Below are 22,655 nucleotides of genomic sequence, written 5' to 3' on the forward strand. Positions count from 1 at the left end.
AGAAAGGGCAGGACTATGTTGCATGAAGAGGCTCGTCCGCTCGTCCTCGTCGTTTCCGATTCCCTTGGAGACACGGCTTTTGCCGTTCTGCGCGCGGCTCTTGCTCAGTTCAAGCATGGTTCGTGTGAGGTTCGAAGACTTGCAAAGATCAATGATGTGGAGTTGCTCCGTGCTGTTTTGGACGAGTCGTCGAGCCGATCCGTTGTGGTCCTCCATACCATCGTAGACGTCGCGCTTCGTCGGAAGGTCGAAGGCCTCCTTGATTCTCGCTGCATTCCCATAATCGATGTGATCGGTCCGGCGCTCGACGCGCTCTCGATGGTTTTGGGGCAGAGCCCTTCTCAGCGGGTTGGCGCCGTCCATCAAACCGACGCGCGATATTTTGAGCGAATCCTGGCTATGGAGTACTTTGTCGCACATGACGATGGACGAAATTGCAACGATTTGTCCGATGCGGATTTGGTTCTTATCGGCGTTTCCCGCACCTCTAAGACTCCTTTATCAATGTATCTTGCATATCTTGGTTATAAGGTTGCCAACATTCCCCTTGCGCTGGGGATTGAGCCGCCTGCAGCTCTATTCGATGTTGACCCAGCCCGTGTGTTCGGTCTCGTCTCAACGGTCGAGGAGATTGCGCAGATCCGCTCTAGTCGCTTGGGTGATGAGGTTTCTCGCAGCGTAGCGGGGCGGTATGCCGATCCATCCATTATCTTTGAGGAGCAGCGCGCCGCCCGTGCGCTTATGGGAAGGATCGGCTGTATCGTCATCAAGACCGACCGCAAGGCCATTGAGGAATCCGCTGCCGAGATTATCGGGCATCTGGACTATGTTTTTAGTCAACGTTCTGTTCGAGAATGTGGTAGTGCTAAATAAATACCAGCTGGTATCACCACGGTATGACCACAAGTACGTCCGTTCGCCGTTAAAGATTCAACGCTTGCTTCGGTTCATACGTTCTTCAAAGCATTTTATGTATTTCTTCCTATCATGCACGATATCCGTCGGGTCCCCATACGACGCGGCGGTTTATTCGCATTGCTGCCGCGTTGCAGCTTGAGAAGGGGGTTTGTATGGAAACGGAAAAGTGCGTGTACAGATTTGGTGGGGCAGCGGATGGCGTCGACGTTACAGAGGGCGATGCCAGCATGAACTTTGTCCTTGGGGGTAAGGGGGCTAATCTTGCCGAGATGGCGCGCCTGGGTTTGCCCGTTCCTCCTGGCTTTACCATCACTTGCAAAACATGCATGGGATATGCGAATAGCGGCAACGAATGGCAGCAGGGCGTGCTTGATCAGATAGATGCGGCTACGCGCGATCTCGAAGAGCGCATGGGCAAGCGCTTGGGTGATCCCGATGATCCCCTGTTGGTGTCCGTGCGATCCGGAGCCCCGTTCTCCATGCCCGGCATGATGGATACCGTCCTCAATCTCGGTCTTAACGATGAATCCGTTCAAGGTTTAATTCGGCAGACCGAGAATCCTCGGTTCGCTTGGGATTCCTATCGCAGGTTTATCCAGATGTTCTCCAATGTTGTTCTTGGAGTCGATGCAGATCTGTTTGAAAACGCGCTGTCGAAACGGCGCCTGATCGCAGGTGTCCGGCAAGACAGCGACCTTTCCGCGGAGGATCTCTGTCAACTCGTTAGCGAGTTCAAAGCAATCTTCCGCGATAACGTCTCGGCCCTTCTTCATCCAGAGCTCGCCGATGCAGCCGGGGACGCTGCTTTCCCTGCTGATCCCGCGCTTCAGCTCCGTCTCGCCATCCAAGCTGTATTTGGCAGCTGGCTCAACGAACGGGCTTGTCTGTACCGCAAGCAGAATGGTATTTCCGATGACCTCGGAACAGCGGTAAACGTGCAGGCGATGGTGTTTGGCAACAAGGGTGAGAGCTCGGCTACGGGCGTCGCCTTTACGCGCAACGCAGCGGATGGAGCTAAAGAGTTTTACGGAGACTTCCTAGTTAACGCACAGGGTGAAGATGTTGTCGCGGGCATCCGCAACACAGAGCCTATTTCCCAACTTAAGGCTAATCCCACTTTCAAAGAAGCGGGGGAGCAGCTCGAGTCGATATTCGGCATCCTCGAGAGCCATTATCGTGATATGTGCGATATCGAGTTCACCATAGAGCAAGGTAAGCTGTGGATGCTGCAGACGCGTGTGGGCAAGCGAACCGCGGCGGCTGCGATCAAAATCGCTATTGATATGGTCGAGGAGGGGCTCATCACGCGTGAGGAGGCTGTTGGGCGCGTGAGCCCCAAGCAGCTCGATCAGCTGCTTCATCCGCAATTCGACCCCGCGGCCGATATCGAGGTGCTGGCCTGCGGACTCAACGCGAGTCCGGGAGCCGCGGTGGGGGAGATCGTCTTCTCGTCCGATGACGCTGTTAAGGCCGTGGCATCGGGCCGGCGGGTCGTCTTGGTCCGCTGGGAGACAAATCCCGACGATCTCAAGGGCATGACGGTGGCGGAGGGAATCCTGACCAGCCACGGCGGCAAAACCAGTCATGCGGCTGTGATCGCGCGTGGTATGGGGACGCCCTGCGTATGCGGCGTTGAGTCGTTCCAGATCGATGCGAAGGCAAAGGAGGTGCGCATCTCCGGCACGGACCTTGTGCTTCACGAGGGCGATGTCATATCGCTCGACGGAGCCCGGGGAATCGTCGTTTTGGGCGCGGTACCGCTCACCACGGCTTCATTGACCAAAGACCTTGATACTCTGCTCGCATGGGCGGATGAGATTCGTCTTGATGGCCCCGATGGCCGCGGATTCCACGTTCGCGTCAATGCCGACAACCCGAAGGATGCGGAGCTTGCCTTGAGCTTCGGCGCCGAGGCGATAGGATTGTGCCGAACAGAGCATATGTTCCTGGGCGATCGCAAGCAGATTATCCAATCGTTCATCCTGTCCGAGGATGCCGCCGTTCGTTCGGCTGCCCTTGCTCAATTGCTCGAGGTCCAGACCGATGATTTCCTCTCGATGTTCCGAACCATGAACGGCAGGGACGTCGTCGTCCGTTTGCTCGATCCACCGCTTCACGAGTTTTTGGACGATCCTCGTGAGCTCGCGGTTTCGATTGCCCGTCTCGAGGCGTCGGGTGCAGAAGGGGAGCGACTTCTCGAGGCTCGCTCGCTGCTTCGACGGATCGACGGGATGGCGGAGTCCAACCCCATGCTCGGCTTGCGAGGAGTGCGGTTGTCGTTGCTCTATCCCGAGCTTCCCTTGATGCAGGTAAGGGCCATCGCTAGCGCGGCGGCCGCCCTTAAGCGCGACGAGGGGCTGGACCCTAGGCCAGAAATCATGGTTCCGCTCGTGTCCGTTACTCGGGAACATGTGCAAGTTCGAGACGTTATTGAAGGCGTTATCGGTCAGGTGGAAAGGGAATATGGCGTGAAGCTCGAGATTCCCGTGGGCACCATGATCGAGCTTCCTCGAGCCTGTCTGGTCGCCGACCAGATCGCTAAGCATGCAGACTTCTTCTGCTTTGGAACTAACGATCTTACCCAGACGGTGTTCGGCTTCTCGCGTGACGATGCCGAGGCAAAGTTTATACCCGTCTACCTGCATAAGGGGATTCTTGACGTCAATCCATTCGAGACCATTGATGACGCGGTTCTTGAAATGGTATCGATGGCGGTGTCCAAGGGCCGCGAATCCAATCCCGCCATGAGCTACGGTGTCTGCGGCGAACACGGCGGAGACCCCTCGTCCATCAAGCGGTTCTTTAAGGATGCGAACGTCGACTACGTCTCCTGTTCTCCTTATCGCGTTCCTATCGCGAGGCTTTCTGCGGCCCATGCGATGCTCGAGCTAAGATAGGTGCTTAGCTGCCCGCATCCGGCGATGACGACTGAGCGCTGCCGGCAAGCATGATAAAGGGCCCGTGTTCCCAGAGGTATAAGGACGCGGACCCTTTTGCTTTTTGGATGGATGGCTGGCGCTACGCTTCTGCGGAAAGGTGCGTTCTCCCGTTGTCGCTGTGGATGGTGAACGGGTGCAAGATCAGTTCGATTCCAAGCAGCAGCACATGATGCTCGATATTTTCAAGTGGACTAGCAATGAGGAGCGTGCCGAGCACCACTTCTATGGCGGAGGAAAGCGCGAGCAGCGCGAAGGGCGCCCTAGCGCGAATCGCATGGAATGTCTCGTCTATCTCTCCGGCGGCCTTGCTTAATCCTATGAATCCCCAGACAACTCCTACCAGGGTGAGCAGGGCGGTTCCCTTTACCAGCAGCATTCCTCCGACCACGATCATGACGACGTCGGAACCCTGGCTGATGCTGCCGGCTTTCTTATTTGGATCTGTAAGGTCCGTAATCAAGTCCGCGGCTCCAACCGCGAGCATCAGGCCGCCCAGAAGATATGGTAGGAAGTTCATGATTCCTTCCAGCGCTAGTATGCAGGCGATCCCGATGAAAGGGAACAGCAGGGATGCAATGATCGCAGCCTTTCCAGGCGTTGGCTGCTGTTTGATTTCGCTGACGGAATCGATTCGTGCCATGATGGGATAGTTCCTTTCATATCTGCTGTCTAATTATGGTGACGGTTAGGTCGGATTGGCCGTCTGATGTATTGTTCCCGCATTTGGCATCGTATGTTCGTTATCATAGGTATATACATGGATACCCCTTGCCTTTCGTATGGTCAGCCATAAATGTGCAGATAAGGTGTTGGATGAGGTTCATCCCTTAGCTACCAGCGAAATGCTTATACTGAAATAGTTTGTTCAACCTATGTGTCGGCGTACGCGCGCGGCACCTCTAGAAGAGTAAGGATCGAAAGATGGATTACATCCGCGCAATCGAGCGCCAGCAGATCCGTGAGGACATTCCTCAGGTCCGCGTTGGCGACAACGTCAAGGTGCATTATCGCATCAAGGAAGGCGACCGCGAGCGTATCCAGGTCTTCCAGGGCGACGTCATCCGCATGAGCGGCGGCTCCTCCCGCGAGACCTTCACCGTCCGCAAGCTTTCCTTCGGCATCGGTGTCGAGCGTACCTTCCCGCTTCACAGCCCCAAGATCGCCAAGCTCGAGGTTATCCGTCACGGTAAGGTTCGTCGCGCCAAGCTGTACTACCTCCGCGACAAGGTGGGCAAGGCTGCCCGCATTCCCGAGAAGCGCTAAGCTTCATCCTTTTTTCAATTACGCGCACCTGGCCGCTCCGAAAGGGGCGGCCTTTTTGGTTGCATTACGCTTTCGTTTAACGGCGTTCGCGGTACCATGGAAAAGATGACGGTCTGCATCCAAGGAGTCCCAATGGCAAATATGACAAGTTCGGCCCCCGCCGCGCAGGTTGCGGCAGAGCTGGGGAGCGCTCCGTTTAATGAAATTCAGTTGCTTGTCGATCGTTATCGTGAGGACCCTCGCGTTCAAGTTCAAAAGGCCTGCGAACGCGCGTTGAAGCGCTGGAGCAAGGAGAAGGCGGAACACGAGCGAGTAGACGGCATGTACCGTCTCATGGATGAGCTTGGCGGCAGCGGTATCGTGGTCGGCGTGGACGAGGTGGGACGTGGTTCCGTCGCGGGGCCTTTGACCGTCTGCGCCGTCTGCCTTCCCTCCGATCCTAAGATTTGGGGCATCAACGATTCTAAGCAGTTAACTCCCGCAAAGCGCGAGGCCCTGGCTTCCAGAATCGCGCAGGAAGCGGTTGCGATCGGCATCTGTCACATATCTCCCGAGCGCATCGATTCCGTTGGCATGGCATCTGCTCTTCGCGAGGCCGTCGCGGGCGCCGTTGCCGATACCGGACTTGAACCCGATTGCGTTTTGATGGATGGAAACCCTCTGGGCGCGGTCCCCAACGAGCGCGATGTGGTTCACGGTGACGCGCAAGTGGCTTGTATCGCCGCCGCCTCGATTGTTGCCAAAGTCACCCGCGACGAGATGATGGTCGAGCTGGATGCAGAATATCCCGGATACCATCTGGCGCAATCAAAGGGCTACGCATCGCCCGATCATATCAAGGCCATACAGGAACATGGTTTGACCCCCATTCACCGAGTGAGCTTTTGTGGTAATTTCTTGCAGACAGGCACCCTTTTTTAATGGCGCCGGGCGCTTTTGCCCACGCTGGCGGCACGTTCTAGCTTTCGCTAGCATTGTTTTGCAATAAATCATCGCTTTACTTTCGGCATTTCTGGAAGATTCAGCCGACCTTGCGCGAGCTAATACGCCTCCATGCTTTCCGTTAATTATTTTCCAACGGAAAGGAGCGCGAAATGTCACGGCGAAGCAAGGACCGAGTTCCCGATCTTGGCGGTTTCGAGGACCTGTTGTCAGAGGATGCGTGCCTTGATGATGATAGGATGCTCGACGGCCTTACTACAAAACAACTGGGTAACGTTGGCGAAGCGATCGCGGCGCTCTATTTGAAGGAGCGGGGATACGACATTCTCGAGCGCAATTACCGTTGCCATGAAGGGGAGGCGGACCTTATAGCGCTCGATACGGTCGAGGGCGTCATCGTTCTGGTTGAGGTCAAGACGCGAAGGGTCCGTCATCTCGATGACGATGGGTATCCCGAAGAGGCAGTTAACGATAAGAAGCGCCGTCGGTATCGCCGTATCGCCGCAAATTATCTTATGGATCGCTTTCCCGTACCCGCGATTCGTTTCGATGTGGTCGCCGTTTCGGTTGCGTCCGGTCACCTTGCGGGCATCAGGCATATGGTAGGGGCCTTTGACTGGGAGGCGGAGCCGTGAGTTCTGATAGGCCCGGGTCGTTTGCCGTCCATGCTGCATGTATCAGAGGGGTCGAGGCACAGCCCGTTACGGTCGAGGTCTCATACGGCGGAAGCATACCGGGTATCACGATCGTGGGCATGGCGGACAGTTCGGTTCTCGAGGCGCGGGTGAGAATTCGCTGCGCCCTGGTTGCCTGCGGATTCGACGTTCCGCGTCGCGCGATCATCGTGAACTTATCGCCTGGCGATTTGAGGAAGACCGGTTCTGGATTCGACCTGCCCATCGCCGTTGCAATACTCGCCATGTCGGGGCAGATACCGCGCACGGGCCTCGATGATCGACTGTTTGTGGGCGAGGTGGGATTGGACGGCGAAGTCCTTCCCTGCAAAGGTGAGGTCGCCTACACCTTGCTTGCTCGAGAGGCGGGGCTTTCTCTTGTGGGGGCCTTGAGGCCGGATCATGTTCCCTTCGACGGCGTGGCGTCATCATATCTGGATAGCATAGGAGCGCTTCGCATGGGCGTCGATTGGGCTTGCAAGCCCTATCCCGTATCTCCCATATCGGAAAGCGTGGTCCAGCCTCGACTTGACTATGCCGATGTCGTTGGACAAGAGGTTGCTAAACGGGCGATCGCGGTGGCGGCGGCAGGCGGGTTGGGCATGCTTATGATTGGACCTCCCGGCTCTGGTAAGAGCATGCTTTCGAAAAGGATGACAACGATATTGCCGCCGATTGATCCCGTCGAGCGCCAGGAGGCCCTGTGCATCCATTCCGTCGCGGGAGATGGGTACGAGGGCCTTCTTGCGGGGGAAAGGCCGTTTCGTAGACCGCACCACAGCATCACCCCTGCTGGTTTGGTGGGAGGTGGAAGGCCGGTGCGGCCGGGTGAGGCGAGCCTCGCGCACGGTGGCGTTCTCTACCTCGATGAGCTCGGGGAGTTTCCCACGGGCGTCCTCCAGACGCTAAGGCAGCCTATTGAAGAGGGGTGCGTGCGCATCGCCCGTGTTGATGGCACATATATTTTTCCATCACGTTTCCAGCTGCTTGCAGCAAGCAATCCCTGCCCGTGCGGTCATTTGGGAGATGGGGAGGTAGCCTGTAGGTGCACGCCGAGCGCCATCTCAAAATATAGGGCCAAGCTCGCAGGGCCGCTTGTAGACCGCATCGACATCGTTCTCGATGTCTCAAGGCCGGATCCATCTCTCATCATCGAGGGTGAAGAAGGGCTTACATCGAGTGAATTGCTTGAGATGGTCGAGCGCGGGCGAGCTTTTGGACGAGACCGTGCGGCTAAATGGGGCACTTCGATTTTAGAGGGAACGGAACGTTTCGAGAGAGTTATCGAGCAGAGCGGCATGAAAGGCGACTCTTCTGATGTTCTGCTCGACATAGCCGCACGTAACCATCTGAGCGCAAGGGGCATCGTTCGTCTCTGCCGCATTGCAAGGACCGTTGCCGACATCGACCAGAGTCCAACAATCGCGGTCGGCCATGTTCTCGAGGCCGCGATGTACCAGGGAAGGAGGAACGATGGGCGTATGTAGGGGGAGGATGGAGCTCAGGTTGGGACAACCCTTATATCCAAGCATGGTCGCAGAGCTGCCGGACCCGCCGAAGACCATCTACGTGAGAGGCGATCCCACAGCCCTCAATGCTTCATGCATCTCGATTATCGGATCACGGAAGGCAACACCTTACGGCCTTGCCGTCGCCGAGATGGCGGCGCATGTTGCCGCGGAATCGAATTTGGTTGTCGTATCCGGAGGGGCTTTAGGTTGCGACCAGGCTGCAGGGCGTGCTGCTCTTGAGGCGGGCGGTAGACACGTGGTGGTTTTTGGAAGCGGGGCGGATGTCGTCTATCCGCGCGGGGCTGAAGACCTAGTGGAGCGAACGCTGTCCCAGGCAGGCGCGGTCATCTCTATCGAACCGTGGGGCGCCCAGCCTCGCAAGTACATGTTTCCCAAGCGCAACAGGGTGATCGCCGCTTTGTCGAAGGCCTTGTTTGTGACAGAGGCGGGGTTGCCGTCGGGTACCATCTCAACTGCCGAGTCCGCGCTGGGCTTGGGTAGGGAAGTTCTCTCTATTCCGGGCTCTATTCTGTCTCCGGAATCAAAAGGGACAAACTACCTCATTTCCGAGGGCGCGACGTGCATTACGGATGAGGAATCTCTTGAGGTGGCGATATCGCGCATCTACGGCACGCTACGGTACCAGCGCGGTGCCGCGCCCGGTTTGATAGGGCTGAATGAAACCGAGTTGCTGGTGCTTGACGCGCTTATCGCAAACCCTATGCGCATAGACCAGGTTTCAGCGATGCTTAAGAAGGACGTTGCCACCACCTTGAAATTTCTCGGTGCTCTTTCGGTTCGAGGATTGGTGGAAACGCTTTTTGATGGACGATTCGCGCCGACCAAGATCGCGCTTCACGCCCGCAGCCGTTTGGGTCACAATATGGGTTCGATGAAAACGTGAAAGGGGAGACCATGGCATATGAGCGCGTGACCGTGATTGGCGGAGGGCTTGCAGGAAGCGAGTGCGCCTGTCAGTTGGCGGACCGTGGCGTCGCCGTTAGGCTGTTTGAGATGCGTCCGAGTCAGATGTCGCCCGCTCACCATACCGATCATCTTGCCGAGCTGGTCTGCTCTAATTCCTTCAAGTCCACGCGCCCCGATTCCGCTGCCGGGCTGTTGAAGCAGGAGCTTCGATCGATGGGCTCCGTCCTCATGTCCTGTGCTGATCGGGCGGCGGTGCCTGCCGGCGGAGCTCTTGCCGTCGATCGAGGCCAGTTCTCTCAAGAAGTAGAGGCAGAGGTCGAATCGCGTCCGCTCATCGAAGTCGTTCGTGAAGAGGCGGTTGATATTCCCAGCGGGCCCGTGGTCATCGCTGCGGGCCCGCTTTGCTCGCCCTCTTTGTCGCAGCGAGTCTTGTCATTGGTTGGAGGCGATGCACTGTCGTTCTTCGACGCCGCCGCCCCCATTGTCGATGCGTCTACGCTGGATATGGACGTTTTGTTTACCCAGTCTCGCTACGGGGAGGAGGGGACGGGAGACTACCTCAACGCACCGTTGAATCGCGAGGAGTACGAGGCTTTTATCGAGGCGCTCGTTTCTGCGGAGCGAGTCGTGCTTAAAGATTTTGAGCGAAAGGACCTGTTCCAAGCTTGCCAGCCTGCTGAGGAGGTTGCGCGAACCGGTATCGATGCCATTCGATTCGGTGCGATGAAGCCCGTTGGCCTAACCGATCCGAGGACTGGAAAAAGACCTTGGGCGGCAGTTCAGCTTCGTGCCGAAAACGCCGATCACAGCGCCTACAACCTTGTCGGCTTCCAAACGAATCTCACCTTCGGCGAACAGAAGCGAGTGTTCAGGATGATTCCGGGCTTGGAGAACGCCGAATTCTTCCGCTACGGCGTTATGCATCGCAACACGTTTGTCGATTCACCCCATGTTCTTGATCGCTCATTTTGCGTTCCGGGGACATCAGTGCGTCTCGCTGGGCAGATTACGGGCACCGAGGGTTATGCCGAGGCGGTTGCGTCCGGCCTTCTCGCGGCTCTCAATACATATGCCGATCTTGCCGGATTGCCGCGCGTCGAGTTGCCTCGTACCAGCGCTTTTGGTTCCCTCGTCGCCTACGCCACGGACCCGGCCACCCAGGGATATCAACCCATGCACGTGAATTTCGGAATCATTCCGCCGCTCGAGGATGGAAAGCGCCGTTCCAAGCGCGATCGATACGCCGCCTACGCTGAGCGCGCGACCAGGGATCTTTCCGTTTATATCAAGAACCGCGGCGACCTGTTTTGCTAGATGAAGCGGACGGCCGGACGCACGATCGGGCGCTCGGATATGTGGATGATTACATCGCGTACGTCGCAAGTGTCTTGTGCCTGTCGGAAAACACCGTTCGCGCTTATGGACAACATCTTCATGCGTTCGTCGATTGGTGCGATGTTCGCAGCATCGACCCGCTTCGGGTGACCGTCCGCCAGCTGCGTTCTTATATAGGCGACATGCGCTCCTTGGGCCTGTCGCAACGAAGCGTCGCCGCTCATCTTTCGTCCATTCGCTCCTTTTTTCGATGGATGATCGTCGAAGGCCTCATCGACTCGAATCCGGCTGAAGCCTTGACGTCCCCCAAGCTTCCTGAAGCATTGCCGGTGACGGTGTCCGCTCGACAGATGCGCGCTCTTTTCAGCGTTGTCGAGAGCGGCACCCCTTCGGGATTGCGAGATGCTTGCATGCTCGAGCTGCTCTACGCGACGGGGGCCCGTATATCCGAGCTCGCGTCACTGAGGCTCGATTCTTTTGATTGGTCGAGTCGCTGCGTGCGGTTGTTTGGCAAGGGCTCCAAGGAGCGAATCGTGCCCGTGCATCAGCGTGCGGCCGAGGCCGTGCATGAGTACGTTCAAATAGGCAGGCCTGCTTTATTGTCCAACAGCAGTCATAAACGGCCCCTTGATACCTCTTCGTTATTCATTTCCAAGAAAGGCCGCGTTATGGACTCCGCCGCTTTGAGATATCGTTTCAAGGCGCTTTCACGAAGGGCCGGCCTGCCTAGTGACATCACGCCCCATACGATGCGCCATACGTTTGCGACCGACCTGCTTGATGGAGGGGCTGACCTTCGCTCCGTTCAGGAGCTATTGGGCCATGCAAGTTTATCTACTACGCAAATATATACGCACCTAAGCGTTGATAGGATGAAGGGCGCTTTAAAGCAGGCTCACCCCAGGGGCGAGTGATGAGGGGCGCTCCGATTCTCCGTCAGGCAAGCAGCGCGGCGCTTCACACAACACCAACACAAGCCAAGCCCTGCTGTTGGAATCGTTCTTGATTCCTGCTATCATGCTTCAGGTTGCTGCTATGTGCAGCGCTTGTATCACACACGCGCGACTACTTTTCAGCCGTGGTGCCCGGGACTTGGTAGCTCATGCTCGGGTGGCTGTGAAGGTCGACACCGCGCGGAGGCAAACCACAGGAGGTATCATGGCTACCACAATCAACATCCGTACCCTGCTCGAGGCCGGCTGCCACTTCGGTCACCAGACCCGCCGCTGGAATCCCAAGATGAAGGAGTACATCTTCGGCGAGCGCAACGGCATCTACATCCTCGACCTGAAGCAGACCATCATCAACGCCGACCAGGCCTATTCCTTCCTCAAGACCGTTTCCCGCGGTGGCCAGGTTCTCTTCGTCGGCACCAAGAAGCAGGCCCAGGAGGCCGTCAAGTCCGCTGCAGAGCGCGCCGGCATGCCCTACATCAACCAGCGCTGGCTCGGCGGTATGCTGACCAACTTTGTCACCATTCGCTCCCGCATCAATCGCATGGAGGAGCTCGAGGCTATGGTCGAGGACGGCCGCATGGCTCTTCTGCCCAAGAAGGAGCAGGCTGTTCTGGGTAAGGAGCTCGCTAAGCTCCAGACCAACCTCGGTGGCGCCCGCGATATGAAGGGTCTGCCCTCTGCGCTCTTCGTCATCGATACCAAGCGCGAGGAGAACGCCATCAAGGAGGCCCAGCGCCTGAACATCCCCGTTGTCGCCCTGATTGACACCAACTCTGATCCGGACGAGGTCGACTACGGCGTCCCCTGCAACGACGACGCCATCTCCGCTGTCTCCCTCATGTGCGAGCTGTTTGCCGACGCCTGCCTGGCTGGCGCTGGCAAGGAGCAGATTTCCGAGGCTGAGATGGCCGGCGAGACCGCTGCTGACGCCCAGTAAACACGTTTGGTACGTTAAGGTTCGTTCACCTCTCATTTGAAAGGAGCCATCATGGCCCAGATCACCGCTGCTATGGTTAAGCAGCTTCGCGAGATGACCGACTCTCCTATGATGGAGTGCAAGAAGGCCCTCGTCGAGGCCGACGGCGACATGGACGCCGCCGTTGACGTTCTCCGCAAGAACGGCCTTGCCAAGGCCGCTAAGAAGGCCGGTCGCGAGACCAACGAGGGTGCCGTCGCCGCTTATATCTCCGAGGATGGTAAGACCGGTGCCCTGGTCGAGCTTTCCTGCGAGACCGACTTCGTTGCTTCCAACCCTAAATTCACCGGCTTTGCCAGCTCCTTGGCCAAGGTTGTTGCCGACGTTAAGCCTGCTGATGTTGAGGCCCTCCTGGCCGCCGAGATGAATGGCGAGACCGTCGAGGCCGAGCTCACCGAGCTCATCCATGTTATCGGCGAGAACATGAAGATCGCTCGCTTCGCCGTCCGCACCGTCGAGGCCGGTGCCCTTTCCTCCTATATCCACATGGGTGGTAAGATTGGCGTTCTTTGCGAGTTCTCCTTCGATAAGCCCGAGACCGCTTCCGCCGATGCGTTCAAGATTTTTGCTCACGATGTTGCCATGCAGGTCGCTGCCACGGCTCCGGTCAGCGCTCGCCGCGAGGATGTTCCCGCTGAGATCGTTGAACGCGAGAAGGCCATCTACATGGCTCAGGCCGCCGAGTCCGGTAAGCCCGAGGCAATTCAGGAGAAGATGGCTGTTGGCCGCCTTGAGAAGTTCTTCAAGGGCTCTGTTCTGAATGAGCAGGAGTTCATCAAGGATTCCAACATGACCGTCAAGTCTTACTCTGAGTCCGTTTCCAAGGAGCTTGGCGACACCGTCAAGGTTATCGCTTTCGATCGCCTGGTTCGCGGCGAGTCCGACAACTAAGGTCGTCGTTACTATGCCTTTTAGCAGGCTGTGGGGTTACCCTGCAGCCTGCTTTTTTATGGACCGCGTCTACTTTGCTGCTAAAATCACAAGCAGTGTAACTTTTTTAAGGAGGAGCCTTGTCTGACTACCGGTACAAGCGCGTTCTACTCAAGCTCTCCGGCGAGGCCCTGATGGGCGATGGCGGATACGGCATCGATCCGTCAGTGACCGAGATGCTTGCTCGCCAGATCAAGTCGATTCATGAAGACGGCATCGAGGTCGGTATTGTTGTCGGTGGCGGCAACATCTTCCGTGGCCTCGCTGGTTCCGCCAAGGGCATGGATCGCGCTCAGGCAGACTATATGGGCATGCTCGCCACGGTGATGAACGCCCTCGCGCTTCAGGACGCCTTTGAGCATGAGGACTGCTCTTGCCGCGTTATGAGTGCTATTCAAATGAACGAGGTCTGCGAGCCCTACATTCGTCGTCGTGCGATGCATCATCTTGAAAAGGGCGATATCGTCATTTTTGCAGCTGGCTCCGGCAACCCATATTTCACCACCGATACCGCTGCTGCGCTGCGCGCATGCGAGATCGATGCTGACTGCCTGCTCAAGGCAACCAAGGTTGACGGCGTGTACGATAAGGACCCGGTCTCCCATACAGACGCGGTTCGTTTCGACACCATCAGCTATCATGAGGTCCTGGTGCGCGGCTTGCAGGTAATGGATTCTACCGCAACCGCTCTTTGCCAGGATAACCGCATGCCCATCATCGTCCTCAATATCGAGGGCGAGGATAATATCAAGCGCGCTCTTTGCGGAGAGCCCGTCGGCACCGTCGTCGTTCAGGAGGACTAACAATGGCGAGCATTACCGAGCACATGGACAAGACCATCGAGAGCCTCAAGCACAATTTTGCCAAGGTTCGCACGGGTCGCGCGAATGCCAATATCCTTTCGGACATCACCGTCGATTATTATGGCGTCGCTACCCCCATCAGTCAGGTGGCGGCCGTCAAGACTCCTGAGGCGCACATGCTTGTCATCGAGCCGTGGGATAAGGCGCTTGTCAACGCTATTGTCAAAGCGGTTTCTGCGTCCGATCTTGGCATCACGCCCAGCAGCGACGGCTCTATCGTCCGCCTGCCGTTCCCGGCTCCCACCGAGGAGCGTCGCCGCGAGCTGGTAAAGGAGTGCCGCGATATCGCCGAGCAGGCTCGTGTCGCCATCCGCAATATCCGTCGCGACTTCAACAATAAGATCGAGCGCGATGAAGAGCTTACCGAAGACGAAGTTCGTCGCGAGCAGGCTAAGGTCCAGAAGTATACCGACGAGTACATTGCCAAGATCGATGAGCTCTTCAAGTCCAAAGAGTCCGAGGTAATGGAGATCTAATCGTGCTATATGACGAAGAGAAGCTCGTTGCGCACTTTGCCGACGCTCCGGACGATATCTGCCTAAACAATATCGACCTCACGCGCGTGCCCCGTCACATTTCCTGCATTATGGATGGCAACGGAAGGTGGGCAACCTCTCGCGGGCTTGCTCGTACCGAGGGACATAAAGCCGGTATCGTCGCATTGCGCGAGGTTATCACCACCGCCGTGAGGCTAGGCGTCGACGTGCTTTCGGCATATGCGTTCTCGACCGAGAACTGGGGGAGGCCCCAGCACGAGGTCAACGTCCTTATGCATTTGTTTGCCAAGACGTTTATCGATGAGCTTCCCTTGCTTAAGCGCGAAAACGTTCGCGTCGTCTTCTTGGGTGATATTTCCGCCCTGCCCAAGAAGACGCGCGACGTCTTTGAGTACGGCTTGAAGGAGTGCGAGTCCCATACGGGCATGGTGCTCGCGCTCGCCGTTAACTACGGTGCCCGCGCCGAAATCGCCCGCGCCGCGCGTCTGCTTGCAATGGACGTCCTTAGCGGGGCCATCGATGTTGCCGATATAGACGAGAGCTCGGTGTCCAATCGGCTTTATACCGCGGGACTGCCCGATCCCGAGCTCATAATTCGCACGTCCGGCGAGCTTAGGATTTCTAATTACCTGCTGTGGCAGGCAGCGTATTCCGAGTTCTACATCACGGATACGTATTGGCCGGATTTTGATCGTTGGGGAATGCTGCGCGCCGTCGCCGCGTTCCAGGGACGCGACAGGCGTTTTGGCGGTCTTAGCGCGTAAGTTGCGCTGCGGATCATCATTTCGCGTTCACTAGGAGTATGTACGGTGGAATCTTCTCGTAAGAAAAATTCCGCAGTTCAAGGGGCGTCTGTGCAGCAAGCACGCGACGCCTCTTCTTCTGCCGATTCTAAGGCCGCCCCTTCGCGGCTTCATTCCTTTATTGTTCGAGCGGGCTTTGGTATCGCTTATGCCGCGATATTTATCGCCTGCCTATTGCTTGGCGTGGTTCCCACCGCGGCCTTTGTCGCTGTTATGAGTTGGTTTTGCTGCTTCGAGTTCTATCGAATGATGAGGCTCGACGGCAAGGTTCCCAATGAGATCCTTGGGCTGACCGCCGCCGTCTTGTTCCCCCTGTCTGCGCTTGGCGAGTCGGTGTTGCTTACCGCTACGCTTTTCATCCTTATCTTGTCCGTGGGTATGTGGTACCTCTATTCGCCCCGCACGCGTATCGCCGATGTTGCGGTTACCATATTCGGTCCTTTGTATACCGGCTTCATGCTCTCTGCCATCGTGTTGACGCGCGCGTCTATCCCTGGCCTTGCAGGCGCGTTGCTATCCATCGGTATCTGCGCTTCTCTTTGGGTCAGCGATTCGTTTGCCTATATGGTTGGAAGCAGGTTCGGCAAACACAAGATGGCTCCCAAGATCTCGCCCAACAAGACATGGGAGGGCTTCGCCGGCAGCATCGGCGGGTCGCTTATCATCTGGTTTATTCTTTATGCTACTGGTTTTTATAAGCTCAACATTCCCATGACGTTGTTGTGCGGCGTCGCGGTTGCGATATTGGGTGTCTTCGGCGACCTTATCGAGTCGCGGATTAAGCGTGGGGTCGGTGTGAAGGACTCCGGGAATCTTATCCCAGGTCATGGTGGCATGCTTGACCGCAGCGATTCCCTTATCTTCGGCTGCATTACCGCCCATCTAATCTTGACTATTGGAGGCATCCTATAATGCAGGATCTCAAGCGAGTCGCGATTCTTGGCTGTACGGGGTCAATTGGAACCCAGGCTCTCGATGTGTGCCGTCAGCATGCGGACAAACTAAGTGTTGTCGCCCTTTCCGCTCACTCTAGAACTTCCGACCTTGCCATGTTCGCCAGGGAGTTTGGCGTTGCCCGCGTAGCCGTTACGGATCCTGATCATTTCGATGATGCATCGCTGTGCGATCTGCCGGATGCCTGTTCTTTGTATAAGGGTTCCCAGGCGGCAATCGACATTTGTATGCATGAAGACGTCGATATCGTTCTTGTCTCCATAGTGGGCGCTGCTGGTCTTTCCGCAACGTATCAGCTTATTGCCGCTGGTAAGCAAGTTGCCCTTGCCAACAAGGAATCGCTCGTTGTGGGCGGCGACCTTATTATGCCCATGGTTAAGCCGGGCCAGATGCTTCCCGTTGATTCCGAACATGCGGCGATTTTCCAGTGCTATCAGGGCGAGAATCCTCGTGAGACGCACTGCATCTGGCTTACGTGCTCTGGTGGTCCGTTCTTTGGTCGCACGCGCGATCAACTTGCTTCGGTCACCCCGGTCGATGCGCTGGCTCATCCCACGTGGAATATGGGTGCCAAGATCACCATCGATTCTGCGACCCTTATGAACAAGGGGCTTGAGCGTATCGAAGCCAAGCATCTGTTTAACGTGGGTATGGACGATATCGTCGTTGTCATCCAGCGCCAGTCCAAGATTCATTCTATGGTCGAGTTCGACGATGGTTCCGTCATCGCGCATCTTGGTGCCTCTGACATGCGAATTCCCATCCAATACGCTTTCTCCTATCCCCAGCGCTGGGCAGCTCCCGCCCCCCGTGTTGATTTCCGCTCCATTGGCAGCCTTGATTTCGATAGCCCTGATATGGAGAGCTTTCGCTGCCTTAAGCTTGCCGATTATGCCGGACGTGATGGGGGAACCATGCCCTGTGTGCTCAACGCTGCCAACGAGGTCGCTGTCGATGCGTTTCTTCACGGGGATCTCCCGTTCACGGGCATCGACGAGGTGGTCGAGGAATGCCTTGGTACCCATGCCCGTCAGGACGTTGAGTCGCTTGAGCAACTGTTGGACATCGACGCGTGGGCGCGCGATGCTGCCCGTGAGGTCATTCGCTGCCGCGTGGGATAGGGTTGGCGTATATGGAAGCAATTTCTGAAATTATCGCTCCTATTTTTTGGGGCGTTCTTTTGCTGTCCGTGCTCGTCTTCGTTCACGAGGGTGGGCATTTTCTTGCCGCGCGGGCTTGCGGCGTCCGCGTAACCGAGCTTTTTTTGGGGATGCCCTGTCGTTTTAACGTCCATTTCTCCTCCAAGCGTATTGGTACCAAATTTGGAGTGACGCCGCTTCTCATCGGCGGCTACGCTGCTATATGCGGTATGGATCCGCAAACGGTTCCGTGCGCGCCGGCGGTTCTCGCGGCTGTGCATCGTCGCGGCACGGTAAGCGTATCCGAGCTTGCTCGCGAACTCGAGCTTGATCCGGATGACGTTTTGGATGCATGCGCGTTTCTTCTTGGCTGGGGTTCAATCGCGCCCGTGTATGAGGACGAGAGCAAGCAGAGCTCCAAGTATTACCCCATGACGTATGCGTCCATGCCGCGCGACGCTGCGGGAAACACCGTATATGATGGCAAGGCCTTCGACCGAACCCATGCGACTAAGCAGGGCGATGCGTGGGTTCCTCCCATGGGTGATGATGAGTTCTATCGCTGCGAGCGCTCCCATACCTATTTGGGCAAGGGTTTTTGGAAGCGCGCGTTCATGCTTGTTGCGGGCATTATCGTGAACATCTTGACCGGATTCATTCTCATGGTGGGTGTCTACTCAATTGTTGGCATTCAGTCAGTTGACAACGTCAATACCATCGGGGCTGTCGAAGCGGGGTCTCCTGCGGCGAGCGCTGGCCTTAAAGCCGGAGACGCTATTCTCATGGTCGATGGAGAGAGCACCGCTACGTGGGAAGAGGTGTATAACGCCTTACAGGAATCGGGGGAGGACGGCACCGTTGACCTCACGGTCGAGCATGGCGGATCTCAACGGCAGATGAGTATCGAGCTAAGCGATCAGGGCACGCTTGGTATCAACGCGTCCGTCCGCACGGTTCGCCTTAATCCATTGGATTCCATGCGGGGGGGAGCCATGTACATCGTCCAAACAGCGCAGGGCGTCATTCGCATGCTTACCCCGCAGCATACGGTTGAGATGCTGAATAACTCTGCGTCAATCGTTGGCATCTCGGTTCTTTCCGCCCAAGCAGCACAAGCCGGTGCGGGCACGTTCCTCAGCTTTGCGGCGCTCATCTCTTTCTCGCTGGGATTCATGAACCTGTTGCCCATTCCGCCGCTAGACGGCGGCAAGCTGCTGATTGAAATCGTCCAAGCGGTGTCTCGCCGGCAGGTGCCCATCAAGGTCCAGGCTGCTTTTTCCTGGCTGGGTATCTTTTTGTTCGGATTGCTGTTTGTATACATGCTCAGGGTTGATATCCTGCGCTTGCTTTAGAGAAGGGGGTTTCCCATGTCGAAGGCGTCCGTTCCCGCACGTAACCTCACGCGTCCCGTTAATGTTGGCGGGGTGCAGATTGGCGGGGGAGCGCCCGTTGTCGTCCAGTCGATGACGTGCACTCCCACCACCGATGCCGATGCCACGCTCGCGCAGGTCAATACTCTTGTCCAGGCGGGCTGTGACATCGTCCGGGTGTCCGTGCCCACGGCGGAAGCCGTCGAGCCGTTTGGACGAATCTGCTCGTTAAGCCCCGTTCCCATTGTGGCCGATATTCATTTCGACTATCGGCTCGCCATCTCTGCGGTCGAACACGGGGCTTCAAAGCTGCGCATCAACCCCGGAAACATTGGGTCTTGGGATCGTGTCGACGCCGTCATCGACGCTGCCGGCCAGGCTGGCGCTGCGATTCGCATCGGCGTGAACGCGGGGTCTCTTGATAAAGATATCGCCTCGCGCGAGGACTTATCGCAAGTTGACAAGCTCGTCGCCTCGTCCATGCAGTTCGTCGAGCATTTCGAGACCCGAGGCTTTACCGATATCGTCTTGTCCGCCAAGGCTCACAGCGTTTCCACCACGCTCGAGACCTACCGCAGGCTCTCTTCCGAATTGCCGCAGATCCCCTTGCATCTTGGCGTGACTGAGGCCGGCGGTATCCAGCAGGGCACCATTAAGAGCTCTATCGCTTTGGGTGCGCTGCTAGCGGAGGGTATTGGCGACACCATGCGTGTGTCCCTTACGGCCGACCCCGTCGAGGAGGTCCCCGTCGCCTGGGGTATCTTGTCCGCGCTCGAGCTTCGTCGTCGTGGACCGGAGATTGTTTCGTGCCCAACCTGTGCCCGCTGCCAGGTCGATCTTATCGAGATCGCGGACGAAGTGACTCGTCGCCTTGCGTCTTGCACCAAGCCCATCACTGTTGCCGTCATGGGTTGCGTTGTCAACGGACCCGGTGAGGCTTCGGATGCGGACGTGGGCGTTGCTTGCGGACGAGGTTCCGCCTTGTTGTTCCGCCATGGCGAAGTTGTGAGGAAGGTCGATGAGTCTCAGATAGTCGATGCCCTCATCGAAGAGGTGGAGGCGCTGTAGCGTCGTCCCGTTTGCGGTATCATTGCTGTTGTTTTGCACATATATCAGAGGAGTTCCATAGTGTCTACCAAACGCACCAAGGCCATGAAGATGTCCGCGTTGTACGCCCCCACGCTTAAAGAGGATCCGGCGGAGGCCGAGCTCGCCAGCCATCGTCTGCTGCTGCGCGCCGGTATGATCCGCAAGCAGGCCGCCGGCCTGTATAGCTACCTGCCGCTGGCTTGGCGCTCGCTCAAGAAGATCGAGGACATCGTCCGCGACGAGATGGACGCCGCCGGGGCACAGGAGCTTCTTATGCCCATGGTCGTCGATGGCGCCCTGTGGCATGAGAGCGGCCGTTGGAACGCTTATGGGCCCGAGCTGATGCGTATGAAGGACCGCCACGACCGTGAGTTTGTTCTTGGTCCCACTCATGAGGAGACCATCACCGATTTGGTGAAAAACGAGTTGCGTTCCTATAAGCAGCTGCCCGTCAACTTGTATCAGATCCAAGATAAGTTCCGCGATGAGATGCGTCCCCGCTTCGGCCTCATGCGCGGCCGCGAGTTCATCATGAAGGACGGCTATTCCTTCTCCGCCACGCAGGAGAGCCTGCAGGAGATCTACGACGACATGAAGGACGCCTATGCCCGCATCTGCGAGCGCTGCGGCCTTAAGGCCCTGCCCGTAGTCGCCGACTCCGGTCAGATCGGCGGCGATACCTCCGTTGAGTTCATGGCTTTGGCGGACGCTGGCGAGGCGAGCCTGGTCTACTGCGATGACTGCGGATTCGCCGCTGACGATGAGGCCGCTTCCACTAAGGTCGCGGTGACCGAGGGCCCTGGAGACGGCACCTTGGAAAAGGTTCACACTCCTGGCATGGGTACCATCGAGGCCGTTGCCGACTTCTTTGGCTTCCCCCAAAACGGGACCCGCAAATCCCTGGCCCTTATTGCCGAGGACGGTACCAAGGTTGTCGCCATAGTTCCCGGCGACCATGAGCTCAACGAGTGCAAGGCTGAGAAGATTTTTGGCGAGTATCATATGATGAGCGAGGAGGAGCTTGTCGAGGCCGGCCTCTTCAAGGGCTTCATCGGGCCTGTGAACCTGCCCCAGGGTATCCGTCTTGTTGTTGACGAGTCTCTTCGTGAGTCCCGTAGCTGGGCTTGCGGTGCAAATGAGGTCGACTACCACTTTATCGGTGCATGCCCCGATCGCGATTTCACGGTGGACGAGTGGGCTGATCTTATCACCGTTCGCGAAGGGGATCCCTGCCCCCACTGTGGCCGTCCTCTCAAGGGTGCCCGCGGTATCGAGGTCTCCCAGGTGTTCCAGCTGGGTACCAAGTACTCCGAGGCCATGGGCGCCACGTTCGCGGACGAGAACGGTGAGGAGAAGCCGTTTATCATGGGTTGCTACGGCGTGGGCGTTTCCCGTACGCTTGCCGCCGTCGTCGAGCAGCACAATGATGAGCATGGAATCATTTGGCCCGTCTCCATCGCCCCGTATGAGGTCTCCATCGTCCCGCTCGATCCTAAGCTAGACGAGTGCGCCGCCGCCTGCGACGCCATCTCTTCCGCCCTGTGCGATGCCGGTATCGAGGTTGTTGTGGACGATCGCGATGAGCGCCCGGGCGTCAAATTCGCCGACAACGACCTTATGGGCTTCCCGTACCAGATCGTCATCGGCAAGCGCGGCCTCAAGAACGGCACCGTGGAGCTGAAAGATCGCGCTACCGGCGATCGAGTGGACGTTGCAATCGATGAGGTTGCCTCTAGGGTCGCTCAGATGGTTAACGAGGCCCGATAAGCTGGGTTTCCTGTTTGGTTTGAATATTGATAGGGGAGGGGCTGGCTTGGCCCCTCTTTTGCAACCGGGTGCGCAATGCTTAAGCCGTAGGCCTTAGGGTGGGCGAGTCTGAGTGAGCGAGTTTCAAATTTTCTTAAATTCATCCTTGCATTAGGGTGGGCTTTCCCGTATATTATTCCTCGCACCGCTTGGGGGCGTAGCTCAGCTGGGAGAGCGCTTGACTGGCAGTCAAGAGGTCAGGGGTTCGATCCCCCTCGTCTCCACCCAAGAATCTGAGAGCCTCCGAGATAGTTCGGAGGCTTTTTTCATACACGGTGTTATAAGGGCTTGTGGCGCAACGGTTAGCGCAGGGGACTCATAATCCCTGGGTTCTGGGTTCGAATCCCGGCAGGCCCACCATTGAATCTGCAGGTCGTGCCTAGTGCGCGACCTTTCTATATGAATGGGGCGGACTAGAGACTTGTAGGATCTGCTCATTGAGATGCTCATTGAGATTTCTCATAACGAAAAAAAGTTCTTGCAATGCTTCTCGATGCATGGTTATAATCTCTTTTGTTGCTTGGGGGCGTAGCTCAGCTGGGNNNNGATCCCCCTCGTCTCCACCCAAGATTGTTCAAGAGTCGGAAGTTCTCTTCCGGCTCTTTTTTCATATGCGAGTGATCAGTCGGCTAGTCTGCTTATCGATTAATTGTCCAATTGGTGCAATTGGTCCATCTGAATCTTTTTCAAAAAAGTTCTTGCACGCAGCTATCTATTCCCGTATATTATTTTCCGCACCGCTTGGGGGCGTAGCTCAGCTGGG

Annotated in this window: 20 protein-coding genes and 2 tRNA genes; 21 read left to right on the top strand and 1 reads right to left on the bottom strand. The window is 57.1% G+C overall.

The window, feature by feature from the left end:
* Positions 1-15: 15 nt before the first annotated feature.
* Both B3H65_RS07725 and ppdK read left to right on the top strand, forming a co-directional pair.
* A complete protein-coding gene (locus B3H65_RS07725) occupies positions 16-873 on the top strand; it encodes a pyruvate, water dikinase regulatory protein (protein WP_286684786.1) in 858 nt (285 codons plus the stop codon).
* Positions 874-1,070: 197 nt separating this feature from the next.
* Positions 1,071-3,815, top strand: a complete 2,745-nt coding sequence (gene ppdK / locus B3H65_RS07730) for a pyruvate, phosphate dikinase (RefSeq protein ID WP_286684787.1) — start codon at positions 1,071-1,073, stop codon at positions 3,813-3,815.
* A gap of 121 nt (positions 3,816-3,936) precedes the next feature.
* Here the strand turns inward: ppdK and B3H65_RS07735 are convergent, their stop codons facing one another.
* The gene (locus B3H65_RS07735; protein WP_286684788.1) at positions 3,937-4,497 is read right to left on the bottom strand and encodes a hypothetical protein; all 561 of its coding nucleotides are present in this window, start codon (positions 4,495-4,497) and stop codon (positions 3,937-3,939) included.
* A gap of 281 nt (positions 4,498-4,778) precedes the next feature.
* Here B3H65_RS07735 and rplS point away from each other — a divergent pair, with 281 nt between their 5' ends.
* The 19 genes from rplS to B3H65_RS07830 all read left to right on the top strand — a co-directional run bounded on the left by rplS (position 4,779) and on the right by B3H65_RS07830 (position 22,252).
* A complete protein-coding gene (gene rplS, locus B3H65_RS07740; protein ID WP_009140243.1) occupies positions 4,779-5,120 on the top strand; it encodes a 50S ribosomal protein L19 in 342 nt (113 codons plus the stop codon).
* 132 nt (positions 5,121-5,252) lie between these two features.
* On the top strand, positions 5,253-6,041 hold the full coding sequence (locus B3H65_RS07745) for a ribonuclease HII (RefSeq protein WP_117680259.1): 789 nt from the start codon (positions 5,253-5,255) through the stop codon (positions 6,039-6,041).
* Between the two features lie 173 nt (positions 6,042-6,214).
* Positions 6,215-6,697, top strand: coding sequence for a YraN family protein (locus tag B3H65_RS07750; RefSeq protein WP_009140245.1), 483 nt, complete (start codon positions 6,215-6,217; stop codon positions 6,695-6,697).
* On the top strand, positions 6,694-8,223 hold the full coding sequence (locus B3H65_RS07755; protein WP_286684789.1) for a YifB family Mg chelatase-like AAA ATPase: 1,530 nt from the start codon (positions 6,694-6,696) through the stop codon (positions 8,221-8,223). Before B3H65_RS07750 ends, B3H65_RS07755 begins: the two co-directional genes overlap by 4 nt.
* A 19-nt stretch (positions 8,224-8,242) precedes the next feature.
* A complete protein-coding gene (locus B3H65_RS07760; protein ID WP_349675993.1) occupies positions 8,243-9,151 on the top strand; it encodes a DNA-processing protein DprA in 909 nt (302 codons plus the stop codon).
* Between the two features lie 11 nt (positions 9,152-9,162).
* Positions 9,163-10,488, top strand: a complete 1,326-nt coding sequence (gene trmFO, locus B3H65_RS07765) for a methylenetetrahydrofolate--tRNA-(uracil(54)-C(5))-methyltransferase (FADH(2)-oxidizing) TrmFO (RefSeq protein WP_286684791.1) — start codon at positions 9,163-9,165, stop codon at positions 10,486-10,488.
* A gap of 41 nt (positions 10,489-10,529) precedes the next feature.
* Positions 10,530-11,423 (top strand): tyrosine recombinase XerC, encoded by an 894-nt coding sequence (locus tag B3H65_RS07770; RefSeq protein WP_286684792.1) that lies wholly within the window; start codon positions 10,530-10,532, stop codon positions 11,421-11,423.
* Positions 11,424-11,667: 244 nt separating this feature from the next.
* Positions 11,668-12,402, top strand: a complete 735-nt coding sequence (gene rpsB, locus B3H65_RS07775; protein WP_009140250.1) for a 30S ribosomal protein S2 — start codon at positions 11,668-11,670, stop codon at positions 12,400-12,402.
* 51 nt (positions 12,403-12,453) lie between these two features.
* Positions 12,454-13,332 (top strand): translation elongation factor Ts, encoded by an 879-nt coding sequence (gene tsf / locus B3H65_RS07780; RefSeq protein WP_286684793.1) that lies wholly within the window; start codon positions 12,454-12,456, stop codon positions 13,330-13,332.
* Positions 13,333-13,451: 119 nt separating this feature from the next.
* Positions 13,452-14,174, top strand: coding sequence for a UMP kinase (gene pyrH, locus B3H65_RS07785; protein ID WP_117680472.1), 723 nt, complete (start codon positions 13,452-13,454; stop codon positions 14,172-14,174).
* Between the two features lie 2 nt (positions 14,175-14,176).
* The gene (gene frr, locus B3H65_RS07790) at positions 14,177-14,710 is read left to right on the top strand and encodes a ribosome recycling factor (protein WP_009140253.1); all 534 of its coding nucleotides are present in this window, start codon (positions 14,177-14,179) and stop codon (positions 14,708-14,710) included.
* Between the two features lie 2 nt (positions 14,711-14,712).
* Positions 14,713-15,495: an isoprenyl transferase gene (locus B3H65_RS07795; RefSeq protein WP_286684794.1), complete on the top strand. Its 783-nt coding sequence runs from the start codon at positions 14,713-14,715 to the stop codon at positions 15,493-15,495.
* Positions 15,496-15,585: 90 nt separating this feature from the next.
* Positions 15,586-16,446, top strand: coding sequence for a phosphatidate cytidylyltransferase (locus tag B3H65_RS07800; protein ID WP_232204994.1), 861 nt, complete (start codon positions 15,586-15,588; stop codon positions 16,444-16,446).
* Positions 16,446-17,609, top strand: coding sequence for a 1-deoxy-D-xylulose-5-phosphate reductoisomerase (gene dxr, locus B3H65_RS07805; RefSeq protein WP_286684795.1), 1,164 nt, complete (start codon positions 16,446-16,448; stop codon positions 17,607-17,609). Before B3H65_RS07800 ends, dxr begins: the two co-directional genes overlap by 1 nt.
* 11 nt (positions 17,610-17,620) lie before the next feature.
* Positions 17,621-18,979 (top strand): M50 family metallopeptidase, encoded by a 1,359-nt coding sequence (locus B3H65_RS07810; RefSeq protein WP_286684796.1) that lies wholly within the window; start codon positions 17,621-17,623, stop codon positions 18,977-18,979.
* Positions 18,980-18,994: 15 nt separating this feature from the next.
* Positions 18,995-20,065 carry a flavodoxin-dependent (E)-4-hydroxy-3-methylbut-2-enyl-diphosphate synthase gene (gene ispG / locus B3H65_RS07815; protein WP_286684797.1) on the top strand — a complete coding sequence of 357 codons (1,071 nt, stop codon included), beginning with the start codon at positions 18,995-18,997 and terminating at the stop codon, positions 20,063-20,065.
* Positions 20,066-20,149: 84 nt separating this feature from the next.
* Positions 20,150-21,853, top strand: a complete 1,704-nt coding sequence (locus B3H65_RS07820) for a proline--tRNA ligase (protein ID WP_286684882.1) — start codon at positions 20,150-20,152, stop codon at positions 21,851-21,853.
* Positions 21,854-22,043: 190 nt separating this feature from the next.
* Positions 22,044-22,116, top strand: a tRNA-Ala gene (locus tag B3H65_RS07825).
* 60 nt (positions 22,117-22,176) lie between these two features.
* Positions 22,177-22,252 (top strand) — tRNA-Ile (locus B3H65_RS07830).
* Positions 22,253-22,655 lie beyond the last annotated feature (403 nt).

Source organism: Collinsella sp. UBA1693, from assembly GCF_002320115.1.
GTDB classification, from domain to species: Bacteria; Actinomycetota; Coriobacteriia; order Coriobacteriales; family Coriobacteriaceae; genus Collinsella; species Collinsella tanakaei.

Coding starts and splice junctions, on each gene's coding strand:
- tsf (WP_286684793.1), top strand. CDS start 12,454: ATGGCCCAGATCACCGCTGCTATGGTTAAGCAGCTTCGCGAGATGACC.
- B3H65_RS07810 (WP_286684796.1), top strand. CDS start 17,621: ATGGAAGCAATTTCTGAAATTATCGCTCCTATTTTTTGGGGCGTTCTT.
- B3H65_RS07725 (WP_286684786.1), top strand. CDS start 16: ATGTTGCATGAAGAGGCTCGTCCGCTCGTCCTCGTCGTTTCCGATTCC.
- rpsB (WP_009140250.1), top strand. CDS start 11,668: ATGGCTACCACAATCAACATCCGTACCCTGCTCGAGGCCGGCTGCCAC.
- frr (WP_009140253.1), top strand. CDS start 14,177: ATGGCGAGCATTACCGAGCACATGGACAAGACCATCGAGAGCCTCAAG.
- rplS (WP_009140243.1), top strand. CDS start 4,779: ATGGATTACATCCGCGCAATCGAGCGCCAGCAGATCCGTGAGGACATT.
- B3H65_RS07750 (WP_009140245.1), top strand. CDS start 6,215: ATGTCACGGCGAAGCAAGGACCGAGTTCCCGATCTTGGCGGTTTCGAG.
- B3H65_RS07745 (WP_117680259.1), top strand. CDS start 5,253: ATGGCAAATATGACAAGTTCGGCCCCCGCCGCGCAGGTTGCGGCAGAG.
- B3H65_RS07735 (WP_286684788.1), bottom strand. CDS start 4,497: ATGGCACGAATCGATTCCGTCAGCGAAATCAAACAGCAGCCAACGCCT.
- B3H65_RS07820 (WP_286684882.1), top strand. CDS start 20,150: ATGAAGATGTCCGCGTTGTACGCCCCCACGCTTAAAGAGGATCCGGCG.
- dxr (WP_286684795.1), top strand. CDS start 16,446: ATGCAGGATCTCAAGCGAGTCGCGATTCTTGGCTGTACGGGGTCAATT.
- trmFO (WP_286684791.1), top strand. CDS start 9,163: ATGGCATATGAGCGCGTGACCGTGATTGGCGGAGGGCTTGCAGGAAGC.
- ispG (WP_286684797.1), top strand. CDS start 18,995: ATGTCGAAGGCGTCCGTTCCCGCACGTAACCTCACGCGTCCCGTTAAT.
- ppdK (WP_286684787.1), top strand. CDS start 1,071: ATGGAAACGGAAAAGTGCGTGTACAGATTTGGTGGGGCAGCGGATGGC.